Below are 16,474 nucleotides of genomic sequence, written 5' to 3'. Positions count from 1 at the left end.
GGCCCTTGCGAACCCGACCGGGCATCAGCGTTTGGTCTTGAACACCGCCACCGTATCGTTCAGCCCCTGTGCCTGCTGCTTGAGTGATTCAGCGGCGGCGGCCGTTTCTTCCACCAAGGCCGCGTTTTGCTGCGTCATGCTGTCGAGTTGGGTGACGGCCTGGTTGACCTGGGCGATCCCATCCGACTGACCCGCACTCGCCTGGCTGATCTCGTTGACGGTGGTGGTGACGCGTTGCACCGCGCCCAAAATCTCATCCATCGAGGCCCCGGCGCGGCTAACCTGCTGCGTACCGGCATTGACACGCTCGACCGAGTCCATGATCAGCGTCTTGATTTCCTTGGCGGCTTCGGCCGAGCGGCCGGCCAAACTGCGCACCTCGCTGGCCACCACCGCGAAACCGCGCCCTTGTTCGCCCGCGCGCGCCGCTTCGACGGCGGCGTTCAACGCCAAGATATTGGTCTGGAATGCCACGCCGTCAATGACCGAGATGATGTCTGAAATCTTGCGGCTGGCGGCCGAGATGCCCTCCATCGTGCCGACCACCTCGCTCATCACCGCCGCGCCGTCGCGGGCACGATCCGCCGCCGTGTCGGCCAACTGATTGGTTTGCCGGGCCGCTTGTGCCGTGTGTTTGACCTGCTCGGTCAGGCCTTGCATGGAGGCCGCCGTTTCCTGCAGATTGGACGCCGCTTGCTCGGTTCGCATGGACAAATCCTGGCTGCCCGAAGCCACCTCGCTGGAGGCATGACCGATCGAGTCCGTCGCGCCGCGAATGGCCTGCACCAACTCACTGAGCCGGTCCTGCATCGCCACCACCTGCTCCATCACCAGGCCGATCTCATCGCGCTGGCCGACTTCGATCGTGGCACGCAGATCACCTTCGGCCACCGCCTGCATCACGCTTTGCATCGCGCTCAATCGACGCCGCAGCCCGCGCACAAAGATCTCGACCGCCAGCATGGCCAGCGCGCCCACCACCAGCACCGCAACCATGCCAAATGCGGCATCGCCATTGGCGATCGCCTGCACGTCATCGATATAAATGCCGGAACCAAAGACCCAGCCCCAAGGCGCAAAGCCCATCACAAAAGAGCGCTTGGCCACGGGCTCGGAAGCGCCGGGCTTGGCCCACAAATAATCCACATAGCCTGAACCGCTGGCCCGAACTACTTGCACCATCTCGACAAACAAGGCCTTGCCCTTGGGATCTTTGTTGCCACTCAGGTCTTTGCCGTCAAGTTCGGGCTTGATCGGGTGCATGACCATCTGCGGCCCCATATCGTTGATCCAGATGTACTCGTTGCCTGAGTAACGAATCTTGCTGATTTCAGCGGCGGCGGCAGCCTTGGCGTCCGCCTCGCTCATCGCGCCCGACTTGGCCTTGTCATGAAAGCCACTGGCTATTTTTTTCGGCACGCTTGACCTGCTCTATCGTGGTCATCATCTTGACGGTCATCAGACTGCTGCTGGCTCTTTGAGCCAGCAAGACCATCAACAAGGCAAAACCCAGCACCGCCAACAGCACGGCCGCACGCAAACGCGTCGCCAACATCATCTTGGACATGGTTGTCTCCTCTTCTTTTTTATGACCAATTTGTGAATCGAGTCGATGGTCGTGTCAATTTTTCTCACTATGCTGGAAGAGGGCCGGGCGTGGCAAGTTGCGCAAACGGCGATAAGCGAGCTGAATCACTGCCTTTCTCGGTTCGGCACAGAGCAAGCAGCGGCAGGTCACAATCGCTGCATCTGCTGTTTCAGCTCTGCCTCCAAGCCACATGAACGCCAATCTTTTTGCCGCCCTGCAGGGCGCCTTCCCCGCCGACCTGGACAGTTGCGCTATTGAATGCGCCGAGTGTTCCGACGGAAGCGCGCAGGGCCAGGAGCTGCACTACAGCTGGCGCGACCTTGAGCGCGGCACGGCAATGCTGGCCAACTTGTTGCTGTCGCTGGATTTGCCTGCCGGCAGCCGCATCGCCGCCCATACCGAAAAAAGCGTCGAGGCACTGATGCTTTACCTCGCCGTACTGCGCGCCGGCTACGTCTACCTGCCGCTCAATCCCGCCTACCAAGCGGCCGAGCTGGACTATTTCCTCAAGGACGCCGAGCCAGCCGTGCTGGTTTGCGCCGGAGCCCAGTTTAGCTGGGTGTCCAAGCTGGCGTTTCTGGCCGGCACGACCTATGTCTTCACCCTGAACGGCGACCGAAGCGGCAGCCTGCTGGATCGCGCCTCATCGATGAGCGATCGGCACGATGTCGCCGAAAAGAGCGCCGGCGACCTGGCCGCCATTCTCTACACCAGCGGCACCACCGGCCTGTCCAAGGGCGCCATGCTGAGCCACGGCAATCTGCTCAGCAACGCACGCACGCTCAAAGATTTTTGGGCCTGGCGCAGCGACGATGTCTTGATCCATGCGCTGCCGATCTTTCATGTGCACGGTCTGTTTGTTGCCTCCCATGGCGCGATTCTTGCCGGCGCCAAGATGATTTGGTTTGCCAAGTTTGAGCCGCGCGATGTGATACGCCGCTTTGCCGACGCGACGGTCTTCATGGGCGTGCCCACGCTTTATGTGCGCATGCTCGGGGAGGCCGCATTAACGCCCGCAGCCTGCACGAGGATGCGGCTGTTCATCAGCGGCTCCGCGCCGCTGCTGTTGGACACTTTTGCCGACTGGCAGACCCGCAGCGGCCACATCATCCTGGAGCGCTACGGCATGAGCGAAACGCTGATGCTGAGCTCCAACCCCTGCCGCGCCTTGGACGGCGAGCGGGTGGGCGGCACGGTCGGGCCGGCGCTGCCCGGCGTTGAGCTGCGCGTGCAAGATGAGGCTGGCCGCCTTTGCGCGCCGGGCGAGATCGGTGCCATCGAGGCGCGCGGCCCGAATGTATTCAGCGGCTACTGGCGCATGCCGGAGAAGACACAGCAGGAATTCACCGCCGACGGCTGGTTCAAGACCGGTGACGTTGGCAAACGCGATACCAATGGCTATGTCACGATTGTTGGGCGCAGCAAAGACCTGATCATCAGCGGCGGCTTCAATGTCTACCCGGCCGAGATCGAAGGTTTTTTGAACGAGCTGGAGGGCGTTGCCGAGTCGGCGGTGATTGGCGTGCCGCATGCCGACTTCGGCGAGGCCGTCATCGCCGTTCTGGTGGCCAAGCCCGCCCACAGCCTCGACGGCGCGGCGCTGATCGCCACACTGAAACGCCAGATTGCCGGCTTCAAAGTGCCCAAGCAAATCTTCGTCGTCGGCGAATTGCCGCGCAATGCAATGGGCAAGGTTCAAAAGAAGCTGCTGCGCGAACAGCATGGCGGGTTGTTTGCATGACCGCGCTCGGCAAGCCACTTGAGGACCGCTGCCCACGCTGCGGCGGCAGCTTTCACTGCGCTGCGGCCGAGGGCTTTTGCGACTGTTTCGAACTGCAATTGAGCGCCCCGCTGCGCCAAGCTTTGGCCGCGCAGTACAGCAGCTGCCTGTGCATCAATTGCCTCAAACAACTACAGTCACAAACGCCTACACAGCTGGGAGCCGGGCCCGCTCAAGTCTGAGCGCTTTGGCGGAAAAGCGGCCCCAGCGGGGGGCATTTCCGAGCTATGCTGGCAAGCATCGCACCGTAATATGGAAGAGCAACGACAGTCTGTATTGCCTGGACTCACGCCCTCCACCTTCAAGCCTTGCGCCGAAAGTCAGCATGAACGCACCTCAGCACAACGCCGCCCTGCCCACTATTTTGGTCGTTGATGATTCGCCCGACATCTTGATCCTGATGGAAGAGTTGCTGAGCGATCAATACAACATCCTGACCGCCTCCGGCGGCGCCCAGGCATTGGAAATCATTGAAGGCTCGGTGCCGCCGGATCTGGTGCTGCTCGACTGCATGATGCCGGGCATGGACGGCTACGAGACTTGCCGCAAATTGCGCAGCTCAAGCGCTGCCGGCACACCGGTGATATTTTTGTCTGCGCTGAGTTCGATCGAAGAGCGCCTGCTGGGCTATTCGGCCGGCGGCGACGACTATGTCTGCAAGCCCTTCGACATGCCTGAGCTGATCGCCAAGATCGAGCGCCAGTTGGCCGTCGTGAGCTCCAAGCGCGAACTGGGCAACCAGCTCAACGAGGCCGTCAACGCGGTGATGAGCAGCGCCGATATGGTGGGCGAAGTCGGCGTGGTGCTGGACTTCCAGCGCGCCCTGAACGCCTGCACCGATTACGCCGGCATCGCCGCCCAGCTTTTCGAATCGTTCGAGAGATATCGCCTGGACGGCTGCATACGCATCCAGGGCAAGATGGGCATGGTTTCACTCAATAGCAAGACCACCTGCACCGCGCTGGAGCTGTCCATCCTGGACCACCTGGCGGCGCAAAAGCCCGACCCGCGCATCCGCCCCTTCGGCCCGCACACCAGCTTCAACTTCGGCAGCATCATCCTGTTTTTGCGCGATCTGCCGATGACGCGCTCGCCCGATATGGACCCCGAGCTGGCCGAACGCCACGGCCGCGCCATCGACAATGTGGCGCTGCTGATCGAGGGCGCTTGCACCAAGGTGACGGCGCTTGACAACGAGCTGGCGGTGCGCGAACTCAACAGCACCGTGATCAAGATGGTCAGCATGACCCGCTTGGCGCTGGCGGATATTTCAGCCAAGAACAAGGCCATGTCCAACGAGGTGCAGACCTTGTTCGAGTCCTTGGCCAAAGATGTGGACGACAGCTATATGAATCTCGGGCTGCTCTCGCAGCAAGAGGAATTCCTCAGCGGGCTGATCAAATCCTATATGACGGCGGTGATTCAGGCGCTGGCCAAAGGCCGTGAGACAGAAGGCAAGCTGGGCAAGGTGATTGAGCAGCTCGGTCACCTAAAATAGCCCATCAGGCAATCACCCCCAGCCAACTCAGGCCCAGGGCACCCACGCACGCGACGATCAAGCCAATGCTGACCCAACCGGCCAGCGCGCCCCAAGCGCCGGTGCGCGCCGTGCCCATCACGCCCGCATCGCGCGCCAGCAATTGCAGCGCGATCACATGCAAGGGCAGCATCACCGCATTGACGACCTGGCTGGTGTAGATCAGCGGAATCAAGGGCAGGCCCGGCAGCGACACGACGCTGGCCGCCGCCACCGTCAAGCCTACAAAGGCGGCATAAAAGAGCTGAAAGTGGCGCGAGTCCAGGTCCAGCGATGCCGGCGCTCCTATCCCTTCTGCGATCGAATAAGCGGTCGCCAAAGGCACGATGGCCGCGGCCAGCAGCGAGGCCCCGAGCAGGCCGGCGCCGAACAAAACGGTGGCGAAGTTGCCTGCCAGCGGAGCGAGCGCGGCGGCCGCGTCACTGGCGTCCTTGATATGCACACCGGCCCGGTTCAAGGTGGCCGCGCAGGCCACCGCAATCGCCAGCCCGATCACTCCGGTCAAGACCGACCCCACCACCACATCGACACGCTCCCAGCGCAACTTGTCCAGCGTCACCTTCTTGTCCACCGCATAGGATTGGATAAAAGCCAAGCCCCAAGGCGCCAATGTCGTGCCCAGGGTGGCGGCAATCACCACCCAACCGGCCGGGCTGCTCGGGAGATGGGGGACGACCGAGTTATGCAAGACCTGACCCCAATCCGGCCCGGCCAGAATCCCGGCGACGATGTACAGCGCCAGCGTGGAGGAGATCAACAGCAAGACCCGCTCGACGCGGTGAAAAGAGCCGTAGACCACCAAGCCGCACATCAGCAGCGCAGCGAGCGGCGAGCTGATCCAGTTGGGAATGGCGACCAGCGAGCCGGCGGCGGAAATGCCAGCGTACTCGGCGCAGATGGTGCCGAAGTTGGCGAACAGCAGCCCCAGCGCGCCAAAGTAGCCGGCGTTCTTGCCCCAGCGCTGCCGGATCACTCCGACAAAGCCCAGGCCTGTCACCGCACCCAAGCGCACCGCCATCAGATGGAACTGCACCAGCAAAATGGTCGAGGCCGGGATGATCCAAAGCTGCCGGTAGCCAAAGTCGGCCCCCAACACCGAATAGGTGGTGATGCCGGCTGGATCATCGTCGGACAGGCCCGCCAGCAGGCCCGGACCCAGTACCGCCAGGAAAGCGGCGAAAGCACCGGCGCCGGCCGCCCGAAAACGCTGAAACCTTAAGGCAATGCCACGCCGATGATGCGCAAGCCCATGCGGCGGCGCTGTCAGGCGGGCATGATGAGGCGTCTTGCTTTTCTTTGCCCTCACTTCACAACCAAAACCGGCATCGTGGCGAGGGTCAGCACCTTTTGTGCGACGCTGCCCAACAAGACTGCGTCCAGGCCGCGCCGGCCATGCGAGCCCATCACGATCAACTCGCAGCCGCTGCTGCCCGCATGTTCGGTGATCGCCTGCGCCGGGCCATGTTCACGCAAGACATGGCTGTTGTATGGAACGCCTGCAGCTTTGGCTCTCGAGGCTGCGCCGTCCAAGCCGACTTTGGCCGCAGCCTCCGCCGCATCCATGTAATAGGCCATGGCCTCGGCGCCGCCATCGGGAAAATACATAAAGGGCACCGGGTCGATGACGCTGACGATCTCCAGCGTGGCGCCGTAGCGGCCTGCCAAATCGATCGCGGCCAGCGCCGCCCGCTGAGCGGTTTCGGACCCATCGGTGGGCAAAAGAATCTTCTTGAACATGGCGATCTCCTCGCTGAACAGTCAGCCATGATCCAACGGTGCAGCCGGATCGGCCTTGCTCTGCATCAAGGCAAGCAGAGCCTAGTCTTGCTTGACCCGCTGCAATGTCAGTTGCAAGACCAGCGCATCACTGCTGGCGCGGTGGCGGCGCAACTGCTGCTCGGCGCGCACCTGGTCCAAGACCTCGCCCCAGCGCATGGCTTCGGCCTCGCTGAGCAGGCTGCGCAAATCGGCCAGGCGAAAACTCGGCGCCAGGTCGCAGACATCGAAGAGCCGCGCGAGCCATGGGTAGTCATGCGCCCAGGCATCGCAGTAGACGGTCTGGCCGGCCAAGCGGCGATTGATCTGCTCGGCCACCCACAGCGGCGGCTTGCCATGACGTTGCAAGATTTCGCGCGTGATGCCGTGCAATGTCTCGGCCGAAGCGTCCCAATGCAACCAATCAGGTTCGGGCCGAATCAAGCAACAGAAGACCGTACCCACCGGTTCCACAAACCCGATCTCGATCGGATAGCTGCCCCGGCCGAAGCCCGAGGCTTCCACATCAAGAATGGTGGGTGGCGTCATGGCCCCCAGTGTAGGGGTCAAGCATGGCGCGCTCAGTCAGGGTTGTCGATGATGAGTTCGCGCTCAAACAACTCGATTGCCGCCTTGGCGACTTGCTGGGTGTCGTAATAGGCATAGGCGCTGACGGCCGCCGCACCGACCACCGGCACCCAGCGCGACACGCCTTTTTGCAGCACCCGCTGGCTCAGCTTGGCGCCGACCGCGCCGACCACGCGCTGCAGCAGCGCGCTGCTGGCCGGCCGGATCAAGACCCGTTGGCCGACCCGGACCGCCAGGTCGCGCACCGCCTGCGCCGCCGTATGGCGGAACAGGCAGTAAATCATTTGCGCCTGGCCGAGTTGCGCCGAGCGGCCGTAAAGCGCGGCGATGTCGGCGACCAATTGCGACTGGATATGCCAGACCGCCGCCATCTCCGGCAGTATCGTCAACCAGCCCAGCGGCCCCGGCGGCAAGGCAAAAGCGCCGGCCGCCATCGCCGCTTTGGATGCCGCGTCGCTGGCCGCCTTTTTGGCTGCCTGGGCGGCCAGCGATGGACTGGCGCTGGGCAGCGCCTTGGGCTCGGGCGCGGTGCCGATCAGCTTGAGCAAGGCGGTCGACAGCTTTGACTGCATTTGCTCTCTGGCAGGATCGATGGGCAGATATTCCTTTTGGGTCATGGCGTGACTCTACATGGCGCGGGGCGAGCACCCTCAGTCGATAGATCAGTGACAGGGCCGTTTGTCAGTCAATCTGCTCTCCCTCAGTGAGCGTCAAGCCTCGCGCCCTACCCCCTCACCCACACTGCCCCACATACCCACAGGCGGTGCAGAAATCACAACCGTCCTTGTGAATCATCGTGCTATTGCCGCACTCCGGGCAGGGCTTGCCGGCCATCGCCTGCACCTTCTCGCCCACATGCGCTTTGGCAATCGGCGCCTGCAACAGCCCCATCTCGACCAAGGGCAGGCCCTGCTCATCCAACACACCCAACATCGCATACCGATGGATGATCAGGCGCGCCACATAGGCCACGGTCGAGGGCCAGATCTGCTGGCGGCGCTCGCCGGTCAGCGTCGGCACCGGCGCCATGAAGTGGCCCAAGGGCTCGCCCACGTTCAGCAGCTTACGCAGCTTCATACCTATCCAGGCCGGGTCCATCACCCGCATGTCCAGGCTCAACAAACGTGCCATGCCGTCGAGCGCCTTCGGGTAATTGCCCGAGAAGCCCATCGCACAAGGCCGAGTCACAAAGCCACCTTCCGGTGTCGGCAGGCTGACCTCTTTCAGCGTCAGCGTGAATTGTTCGTTAGTGGCCGGATTGTCGACGTCCACCGCCCAGGCCAGCGTGCCCATGGTGCTGGTGCGCGGCTCTTCGCGGCTGAACATCGCGTCGATCACCGGCGTGGCGCCGCCGTCTTGCAAAGCTCCCAACTGCTCGCAGCGCCAGCGGATGACCGCTGCCGTGGCTGCCACCACACCAGGGAAGAGGCGCGACTCGCCGCTCGGCGGAATCGGCATCTCGAAGGCGCGCTCCTCGGCCACCGTTGCCAGCGCGTCCAGCTTCAGGCGCAACCAGGCCGCGTCATTGGTACGCAAGTCCATCGACAAGGTCTTGGCGACAGCCGCCAAACCGCGCGGCTGTTCGGCGCCATTGACCCAGACCTCGAAAGGCAAATTCTTGCCGAACAGGCCGGCGTCCGGCCCCTCGGCCGGCAACTCTCCGACGAAGAGCGCGAAGTCGCCATGCGGGTGACGGATCATGTAACTCCAGGCCGGGTTGCCGCCGGGCAACTCGGGCCGGCTCGGCCAGCGCAGCGAGGCCAAGACGGCGTTCGGCAGGCGCGATACCAGCATGCGCTGGTTGCTGCCATCGGCCAACACCGGTTTCAAGGCTTCGGGCTCTTTGACAGCGCTCGGCTCGACGCTCAAGACCGAGCCCAGAATGCTGTTAGGCCGGTAGGTGGCCAGACCCTTCAGACCCGCCTTCCAGGCATCGGTGTACAGATCCTGGAAGTCGGCATAGGGGTAATCGGCCGGCACATTGACGGTCTTGGAGATCGAGGTGTCCACAAAGGGTGCGACGGCCGCCACCATGGCCGCATGGTCGGCCGCGCTCAGCTCCAGCGCGGTCACAAACGCATCGGTCAGCGGCGCGTCTTTGCCGAACATATGGCGATACAGGCGCCAGGCATGGTCCTCGACGGCATATTCCTTGAAGCTGCCGTCGGCCATGCGCTTTTTGCGCGTATAGCTCCAGCTGAAGGCCGGCTCGATGCCGTTGGACGCGTTGTCGGCAAAGGCCAGGCTGATGGTGCCGGTCGGTGCGATCGAGAGCAGATGCGAGTTGCGCAGGCCTTGCGTGCGGATCTTGTCCTTCAAGCCATTTGGCAGCCGCGACGCGAAGTTGCCGCCGGATAAATACAGATCGGCGTTGAAGAGCGGGAAGGCGCCGCGCTCGACCGCCAGATCGGCCGAGGCCTCATAGGCGGCATTGCGCATCACTTCGCTCAAACGGCGCGCCACATCGCGGGCGGACTCGGTGTCGTAGCGCTGGTTGAGCATCACCAAGGTGTCACCCAGGCCGGTGAAGCCCAGGCCCACACGGCGCTTGTTGCGCGCTTCTTGCTGCTGCGCCGGCAGCGGCCAGGGCGTCACGTCCAAGACGTTGTCGAGCATGCGGGTGGCGACCCGGCAGACCTCGGCATAGCCCTCTTCATCAAAGCTGGCATTCGGGCCAAACGGGTCACGCACAAAACAGGTCAGATTGACCGAACCCAGGCAGCAGCAGCCGTAAGGCGGCAGCGGCTGCTCGGCGCAGGGGTTGGTCGCCGCGATCGACTCGCAGTAATGCAGATTGTTGTCGACATTGATGCGGTCCAGGAACAGCACACCGGGCTCGGCGTGGTCATAGGTGCTGCGCATCACCTCGTCCCACAGCGCGCGCGCCTTCAGCTTGCGATAGACCCATTGCCCATCGGCGCGCTGATAGGCGCCGGCTTCGCGCTGTTTCTGGCCCGGCTCGGCCTTGTGGGTCAGCTCAATCTCGCCGTCAGCCTCGACCGCTTGCATGAACTGATCGGTGACGCCGACCGAGATATTGAAGTTCTTCAGGTCGCCCTTGTCCTTGGCGCGAATGAATTCTTCGACGTCCGGGTGGTCGCAGCGCAAGACGCCCATCTGCGCGCCGCGCCGGCTGCCGGCGCTCTCGACCGTCTCGCAGCTGCGGTCGAACACACGCATATAGCTGACCGGGCCAGAAGCGCTGCTCTGGGTCGAGCCGACCCAGGCGCCATGCGGGCGAATACGCGAAAAATCGTAGCCCACGCCGCCGCCGCGGCGCATGGTCTCGGCCGCTTCGGTCAAGGCGGTGTAAATGCCGGGGTGGCCGTCTTCGCTCGAGGCGATCGAGTCGCCAACCGGCTGCACAAAGCAGTTGATCAAGGTAGCGGACAGCTCGGTGCCAGCGGCCGAATTGATGCGGCCGGCGGGCACAAAGCCGCGCCGCTGCGCGTCCAGAAAGCGCGCTTCCCACTCGGCCCGCGCCTCGGGCGCCTCGGCCTGCGCCAAAGCGCGCGCCACACGTTGGCGCAACTCGTCAAGCGTCTTCTCATCGCCCTTGGCGTACTTCTCCAACAGCACTTCGGCGCTGATGTCCTGGGCCGGCAAGGCCGAGGCCGGCGCCACGGCGACGCGGAAGGCAGGGAAGGCCGGCAAGGCCTGCGCTGAGCCGAAGATATCGCCTTGGGCGGCGTTGCTGCTGTTTTGAGTGGGGGTGGGCGAGGTCATGCAAAGTCTCCGGGACGGCGGGATCAAATACGGTGCGCGATGTTGCAGGCATCTTAGCGAGCGGGGCTTGATGCCGATCATGAGCCGGGCTGCTGCAACCCAAGTTTCGAGCCAAAACGCCTGGCAAAAATCATCAATTGTGAGCGGTCACTCTCGGTCAGAATTCGATAAAAACTTGATCGAAGCGAAATCCACTCGCCGCACCAAGGAGGAAAAAGTCACCGGAAGAAAAACTCAAACAGCGCGCAAACCGAGCGCCAATTGCAAGTCATGGGGGCTGTAAAAACCCTGCTGACCTTGTGCCCAAGCCTGCACCAGCGCCTGCATGCGGGCGTTCAAGGGCGCTTGGCCGCCCTGCCCGGCCGCGAACCGAACGACCTCGCCGCATAGGGCGTCGATCTCGGTCGGTCGACCCAGGGCGAGGTCGTCAGCCATGCTGGAGCGGGCCTTGGCGTCGATCTTGAGCATGCGCGCCGCCAGCATACGAAACAGCGGCGTGGGCAGGCGCAGCATCGTGATGAGGCGGCGCGGCGGCAGCGGCGTCATCGCGGCGACCTCGATACCGGCTTGCTCCAACACATCCAAAGCCTCGCTTTGCAGCGCCGCAAAACAGCGCCGATAGCCACGCTGCAAGAGCTGGGCACGCAGCGGCAGGCCCGACATCGCGTTGACCGGATTGTTCAGATTGATGAGGAGCTTGCCCCACTGCACCGCGCGCAGGTCGGCGTGCAGTCGCAAGCCCATGCCCTGGCTCCTGAATGCAGCTTGCAAGGCCAGCAAGCCCGGCTCAGCGGGCGAGCCCTGCATCGCCAGCGCGCCCATGGTGCCGCGGTGGAAATGCCCGGGCACGAGCTCGGCCACATTGAACGGCGTCATGCCCGCCCGCCAATCAAGTGCCGGCGCGGCGGTGCGCGCGCGTTCCGTATTGCCGACGCCGTTCTGCATTGAAACGACCAAACTGCCGGCCGGCAAACTCGCCTGAAGTTGCGCAGCGGCCTCGGCGGTGGCGCCACTCTTCACGCATAACAAGGTAATCGCGGGCCTGAGCCCAGCCGGCAGGCTGTCATGCAAATGCAGCTCGGCGGCGGGCAGATGATGGCGGCCACCGCCCAGGTCGCTAACGGTCAAACCCTGCGCACGCACATCAGCCAGGACACGGGGCCGCCCGACAAAGTCCACCCGCAGCCCGGCCGCAGCCAAGAGCCCGCCCAGATAGCAGCCGACCGAGCCGGCGCCCATGATCAAGATGGAAATAGCGGCGGCCGCTGGGGGCCTCCCAACGCTCATGCGAGCGCTTCCGGCAATCCGCTCATGCGAGCGCGCCCCTCAATCCGCTCATGTGAGCGAGACCATCAATACGCTCATGCGAGCGGATGGGCCAAATCGCGCAAATGGGTTGGCCCGACGCGGCGTTCAATTTCGCCCAGCAAGTCATGCCCCCAGCCGAGTGCAAACATCGCCTCGGCGACCACGAACATCGGGCCGACCAGCAGCCCCACCAGATCATCAACAAAGGCCGGCTTCTTGCCTTCGTAATAGTGGCCGAGGAACTGGACCACCCAGCCGACGACAAAGGCGCCAACACCCCAGCTCAACCAATTGCCCAGGCTGCCGGCAGCCAGCGGCTCCGCCAAGGCCATCAACACGCCATTGACGGCACTAACGGCCAAGCCCAAGACCAGATTGCCGCGCGTCAAATACCAAGCCGTGCTGGCGCCCCAGAGCAGCCAAGCGGCGGTCAGCTGCACGCCGCCAAAGCTGAGTTCGGCCCGCGCCAGCAGCACACCGATGGCGAAAACGATCAGTGGAATGCCGACGAAATGCGTGGCGATATTGCGGCGATCGCGGTGGTAGCTGGCGTATTGCGCCATCAAATCGAGCGCTGAGCGGAACGGGCTTGCAGCCATAAAAGTCTCCCTAATCAAGGCTTGGAGCCTGCCAACCATACTAATTCAGCACGGAGCGGCTTGGCTGTCAAAATCAAGTCAAATTCTGCGGCAATTTGGCCAACAAAATGAACCCGACCCCAATATTCAGACAATTTTCAAGGGTTTGGCCGGCGATTCTTGGCGTCTGGCTCTTGATCAGCTGTGCTGCCGCGCCGCGGATCGCGCCAGCAACAGCTCAGGCGAGCGACTGGGCCGCGGACTTTGGCGACTTGCGCCAAAGCGCCGCCGCCCAGCAGCAGGCGCTATGGCAAATCGACGCCGCTGCCTCTACGCTCAGCGTCCATGTATTCCGCGCCGGCCGTGCCGCCAAACTCGGTCACAACCATGTGCTGAACGCGCCCAAGCTGATGGGCTGGCTGCGCCTTCCCCAGGGGGAGCCGGAATTGGCCGCAGCCGGGTTCGAGCTGGCCTTGCGCCTTGACGAGTTGCAGCTCGACGCGCCGGCCGCCCGTGCAGCCTTGGGTGCGGCTTGGGCCTCGACCTTGGCGCCGGAGATGGTCGCCGCCACGCGCGCCAATATGCTGGGCGAGTCGGGCTTGCAGGCCAGCGCTTTCCCGCTGCTGCGCCTGCGTTCGCTGCGCCTTGCCGGCGCCTTGCCCAAAGTCGCCGCCTTGGTCGAAATCGAGCTGCATGGCCGGCGCCAGCAGCAATGGCTGGCCTTGCACGCGACCATGGAGAGCGCCACCGTCCATGCGCGCGGCGCCATGGTGCTGCGCCAGAGTGACTTTGGCTTGACGCCGTTCTCGGTCGCCGGCGGCTTGCTGGCGGTGCAAGACGAGTTGCTTATCGAATTTGATCTGTTGGCGAGGCCGCAACAAGAGCCGGCGCGCTGACAAAGCATTGCACCAGCCCCTGCCACCAGCCCTCGCTCAACACATGCTCGGTGAAAGCGCCGTCCGTGTAGCCGGCAATGACGCGGCGCCAAAATGCTTGTGCCGCCAAGTTATCCCTCATCTGCCCGACTTCCCACCGGCCGGGCAGCGAGCTGAACACCGCGCGGGCCAGCTCGGCACCCAAGCCGGCGCGGCGGTATTTTTTCAGCACGAAGAACTGCGCCATCCAATGCGCCGAGGCGCCGGGCTCACCCACTTTGAGCGCAGGATTGACCAGCGCAAATCCTGCGTAGCGGCCATTGACGAGGGCTACAAACGGGTGGTGGCTGAGGTCGCGCCAATACTGATCAAGCTCGTAGCCGTATTCGCCATGGCTGTCCAAGTCCTGATCCCAGATATCGGACAAATCATGCTGGTACAGCTCCAGCATTCGAACCAGCGGCAAGCGGTCTTCGGGCAAGGCCCGGCGTATCTGTAACTCGGTCAAGGTCATCGCTAGGTTCCAGCTTTGTGAAGGCATTGTCCGGCCGCCTTGTCCGCACATTCTGTCCGAATACTGTCCGCGGACAGTCCCCGACCCGGCCAAACCGTCCTAAGCCCTTGATTTGACTGACGCCCGGCAATTGGCAAGACCTGGCACGCCGCTTGCGTTGAATAGACCAAGCAGGCCACCCAACACAAGCACCCCATGATTCGAGACACCTCTGCGCAGGACCAAATCTTGCCCCCCACCAAAAACCGCCGCCGCTTCGCGCTGGCCGGCGTGGCCTTGGCTGCCTTAGCACTCGTCGCCTACGCCGGCCCAAAATTGCTGGGCCAGTTCGGCGGCGGCGCCTCGGTCGGCCTCGCCAGGCTGTCACTCGCCACCGTTGAGATTGGGCCGCTGACGCGCGACATCGCCGCCGAAGGCCGCGTCGTCGCCGCCAACAGCCCGACCTTGTTTGCCGGCAACCCGGGCAGCGTCAGCTTGAGCGTGCAAGCCGGCGATCAGGTCAAGCGGGGTCAGGTCTTGCTGAAGATCGCCAGCCCGGAGCTGACGGCGCGCTTGGGCCAGGAACGTGCCAATGCCGATGCGTTACAAAGCGAATGGCTGCGCGCCCAAGCCGACTCGCGCCAGCAGCGCGCGCAGGCGCAAAGCCAGCTGGAGACCGCCCAGATCAGCTTCAAGACCGCTCAGAACGAGCTGGCGCGACAGACCCAGGCCTTCCAGGCCGGCGCCACCGCTGCGGCCCAGGTCGATCAGGCGCGTGACACGCAGGCCAAGGCGCAAGTCGCCTTGAAGCAGGCGCAGGAGTTGCTGGGCCTGAAGGACGACGCACTCAAGTTCGAACTGCAGGCCAAGCGCCAGGCCTTCGAGCGCCAGGCCTTGATGGTCAAGGATGTCGAGCGCCAGGTCGAGGAGTTGAATCTGCGCTCGCCTGTGGACGGCCAAGTGGGCCAGCTTTTTGTCATCGACCGGGCCAGCGTAGCCAAGGACGCCAAGCTGCTGTCGGTCATCGATCTGTCTGCGCTGGAGGTGCAGATCCAGGTAGCCGAGAGCCTGGCACGCGAGCTGACCCCCAAGATGGCCGGCGAAATCAGCGGTGGCGCAGATCAGAAGTGGCAGGGCTTGCTCAGCTCGGTTTCCCCCGAAGTCGTCAATGGCGAAGTAGCAGCGCGGCTGCGCTTTGCCGGCCAGCAGCCCGAGCAGCTGCGCCAGAACCAGCGCCTGTCGGTGCGCATGTTGCTGGACCACCGCGACAAGGTTTTGACGCTGTCGCGCGGCAGCTTTGTTGAAGAAGGCGGCGGCCACTTTGCTTATGTCTTGCAAGGCGACCAGGCGGAGAAGCGCGCGATCAAGCTCGGCGTGCAAAGCCTCGCCAAGGTCGAGGTGCTGGAAGGCCTGAAGGCCGGCGAGCAGGTCGTGATCTCGGGCGCGGACAACTTCAAGGACGCACAGCGCGTCAACATCAGTCGTTAAGCAGCTAACTCTTCAATTACTCAGGAGCCAACACCATGTTGAAAATGAAATCACTCGCCAAGGTCTACCGCACCGAGATGGTCGAGACCTATGCGCTGCGCGACTTCAATCTGGAAGTCAAGCAAGGCGAGTTCGTCGCCGTCACCGGCCCATCCGGCTCGGGCAAGACGACTTTTTTGACCATCGCCGGCCTGCTCGAAGCCTTCAGCGGCGGCAGCTATGAGCTGGACGGCGTTGACGTCAGCCGCATGAACGACGACGAGCGCTCGAAGATTCGCAACCAGAAGATCGGCTTCGTCTTCCAGGCCTTCAACCTAATCGGTGATTTGAACGTGCTCGACAATATCGAAGTGCCGCTGCGCTACCGCGGCATGGGCGCGGCCGAGCGCAAGAAGCGTGCATCCGAGGCCTTGGCTCGCGTTGGCCTGTCGGCCCGCGCCAAGCATTACCCGGCCGAGTTGTCAGGGGGTCAACAGCAGCGCGTGGCGATCGCCCGCGCCTTGGCCGGCGAGCCGCGCCTGCTGCTGGCCGACGAGCCGACCGGCAACCTCGACAGCCAGATGGCCCGCAGCGTGATGGAGCTGCTGGAGGAGCTGCACCGCGAAGGCGCCACCATCGTGATGGTCACGCATGACCCGCAGTTGGCCGCCCGCGCCCAGCGCAATGTGCATGTGATCGACGGCCAGGTGGTCGACATCGCCGCCGAGTTGGCGCTGGACCCGGCACTGTTCAAGCCCGAGCAGATGCATCTCGGCTAA

Annotated in this window: 16 protein-coding genes; 6 read left to right on the top strand and 10 right to left on the bottom strand. The window is 63.6% G+C overall.

Going from position 1 to position 16,474, the window contains the following annotated elements:
* Nucleotides 1-24 precede the first annotated feature (24 nt).
* Both PRZ03_RS09910 and PRZ03_RS09905 read right to left on the bottom strand, forming a co-directional pair.
* Entirely contained in the window at nucleotides 25-1,419 is a 1,395-nt protein-coding gene (locus PRZ03_RS09910) for a methyl-accepting chemotaxis protein (RefSeq protein ID WP_273600168.1), read from the bottom strand.
* Nucleotides 1,388-1,567 (bottom strand): hypothetical protein, encoded by a 180-nt coding sequence (locus tag PRZ03_RS09905; protein ID WP_273600167.1) that lies wholly within the window; start codon nucleotides 1,565-1,567, stop codon nucleotides 1,388-1,390. The genes PRZ03_RS09910 and PRZ03_RS09905 overlap by 32 nt, the downstream gene beginning before the upstream one ends.
* A 211-nt stretch (nucleotides 1,568-1,778) precedes the next feature.
* On the opposite strand from PRZ03_RS09905, the gene PRZ03_RS09900 reads away from it, so the two are divergent.
* The 3 genes from PRZ03_RS09900 to PRZ03_RS09895 all read left to right on the top strand — a co-directional run bounded on the left by PRZ03_RS09900 (nucleotide 1,779) and on the right by PRZ03_RS09895 (nucleotide 4,866).
* Complete coding sequence (locus PRZ03_RS09900) at nucleotides 1,779-3,329, top strand: malonate--CoA ligase (RefSeq protein WP_273600166.1); 1,551 nt, start codon at nucleotides 1,779-1,781, stop codon at nucleotides 3,327-3,329.
* A complete protein-coding gene (locus tag PRZ03_RS24100; RefSeq protein WP_409993952.1) occupies nucleotides 3,326-3,550 on the top strand; it encodes a cysteine-rich CWC family protein in 225 nt (74 codons plus the stop codon). Before PRZ03_RS09900 ends, PRZ03_RS24100 begins: the two co-directional genes overlap by 4 nt.
* A 143-nt stretch (nucleotides 3,551-3,693) precedes the next feature.
* Nucleotides 3,694-4,866, top strand: a complete 1,173-nt coding sequence (locus tag PRZ03_RS09895; RefSeq protein WP_273600165.1) for a response regulator transcription factor — start codon at nucleotides 3,694-3,696, stop codon at nucleotides 4,864-4,866.
* Nucleotides 4,867-4,870: 4 nt separating this feature from the next.
* Here PRZ03_RS09895 and PRZ03_RS09890 read toward each other — a convergent pair whose 3' ends face one another.
* The 7 genes from PRZ03_RS09890 to PRZ03_RS09860 all read right to left on the bottom strand — a co-directional run bounded on the left by PRZ03_RS09890 (nucleotide 4,871) and on the right by PRZ03_RS09860 (nucleotide 12,881).
* Complete coding sequence (locus PRZ03_RS09890) at nucleotides 4,871-6,211, bottom strand: NRAMP family divalent metal transporter (RefSeq protein ID WP_273600164.1); 1,341 nt, start codon at nucleotides 6,209-6,211, stop codon at nucleotides 4,871-4,873.
* A complete protein-coding gene (locus tag PRZ03_RS09885) occupies nucleotides 6,208-6,642 on the bottom strand; it encodes a universal stress protein (RefSeq protein ID WP_273600163.1) in 435 nt (144 codons plus the stop codon). The genes PRZ03_RS09890 and PRZ03_RS09885 overlap by 4 nt, the downstream gene beginning before the upstream one ends.
* Before the next feature lie 81 nt (nucleotides 6,643-6,723).
* Nucleotides 6,724-7,209 (bottom strand): 3'-5' exonuclease, encoded by a 486-nt coding sequence (locus tag PRZ03_RS09880; RefSeq protein ID WP_263534690.1) that lies wholly within the window; start codon nucleotides 7,207-7,209, stop codon nucleotides 6,724-6,726.
* 32 nt (nucleotides 7,210-7,241) lie between these two features.
* On the bottom strand, nucleotides 7,242-7,865 hold the full coding sequence (locus PRZ03_RS09875) for an EcsC family protein (RefSeq protein WP_273600162.1): 624 nt from the start codon (nucleotides 7,863-7,865) through the stop codon (nucleotides 7,242-7,244).
* Nucleotides 7,866-7,980: 115 nt separating this feature from the next.
* Nucleotides 7,981-10,974, bottom strand: a complete 2,994-nt coding sequence (locus PRZ03_RS09870; RefSeq protein ID WP_273600161.1) for an adenosylcobalamin-dependent ribonucleoside-diphosphate reductase — start codon at nucleotides 10,972-10,974, stop codon at nucleotides 7,981-7,983.
* Between the two features lie 234 nt (nucleotides 10,975-11,208).
* Nucleotides 11,209-12,261 carry a 2-dehydropantoate 2-reductase gene (locus PRZ03_RS09865; RefSeq protein ID WP_273600160.1) on the bottom strand — a complete coding sequence of 351 codons (1,053 nt, stop codon included), beginning with the start codon at nucleotides 12,259-12,261 and terminating at the stop codon, nucleotides 11,209-11,211.
* Between the two features lie 74 nt (nucleotides 12,262-12,335).
* Nucleotides 12,336-12,881 (bottom strand): Mpo1 family 2-hydroxy fatty acid dioxygenase, encoded by a 546-nt coding sequence (locus PRZ03_RS09860; RefSeq protein WP_263534694.1) that lies wholly within the window; start codon nucleotides 12,879-12,881, stop codon nucleotides 12,336-12,338.
* A gap of 107 nt (nucleotides 12,882-12,988) precedes the next feature.
* Here PRZ03_RS09860 and PRZ03_RS09855 point away from each other — a divergent pair, with 107 nt between their 5' ends.
* Complete coding sequence (locus tag PRZ03_RS09855; RefSeq protein ID WP_273600159.1) at nucleotides 12,989-13,756, top strand: hypothetical protein; 768 nt, start codon at nucleotides 12,989-12,991, stop codon at nucleotides 13,754-13,756.
* On the opposite strand, the gene PRZ03_RS09850 is transcribed toward PRZ03_RS09855, so the two are convergent.
* Nucleotides 13,707-14,276 carry a GNAT family N-acetyltransferase gene (locus PRZ03_RS09850; RefSeq protein WP_273600158.1) on the bottom strand — a complete coding sequence of 190 codons (570 nt, stop codon included), beginning with the start codon at nucleotides 14,274-14,276 and terminating at the stop codon, nucleotides 13,707-13,709. The genes PRZ03_RS09855 and PRZ03_RS09850 overlap by 50 nt on opposite strands.
* A gap of 201 nt (nucleotides 14,277-14,477) precedes the next feature.
* On the opposite strand from PRZ03_RS09850, the gene PRZ03_RS09845 reads away from it, so the two are divergent.
* Together PRZ03_RS09845 and PRZ03_RS09840 are read left to right on the top strand one after the other, a co-directional pair.
* Nucleotides 14,478-15,716: an efflux RND transporter periplasmic adaptor subunit gene (locus PRZ03_RS09845; RefSeq protein ID WP_273600157.1), complete on the top strand. Its 1,239-nt coding sequence runs from the start codon at nucleotides 14,478-14,480 to the stop codon at nucleotides 15,714-15,716.
* A 35-nt stretch (nucleotides 15,717-15,751) separates the two neighbouring features.
* On the top strand, nucleotides 15,752-16,474 hold the full coding sequence (locus PRZ03_RS09840; RefSeq protein WP_273600156.1) for an ABC transporter ATP-binding protein: 723 nt from the start codon (nucleotides 15,752-15,754) through the stop codon (nucleotides 16,472-16,474).

Origin of the sequence: Roseateles albus, assembly GCF_028595345.1 — a bacterium.
In the GTDB taxonomy this organism is placed as follows: Bacteria; Pseudomonadota; Gammaproteobacteria; order Burkholderiales; family Burkholderiaceae_C; genus Paucibacter_A; species Paucibacter_A albus.
The sequence above is the reverse complement of the archived record's forward strand: the minus strand, read 5'-3'. Positions and strand labels throughout refer to the sequence as shown.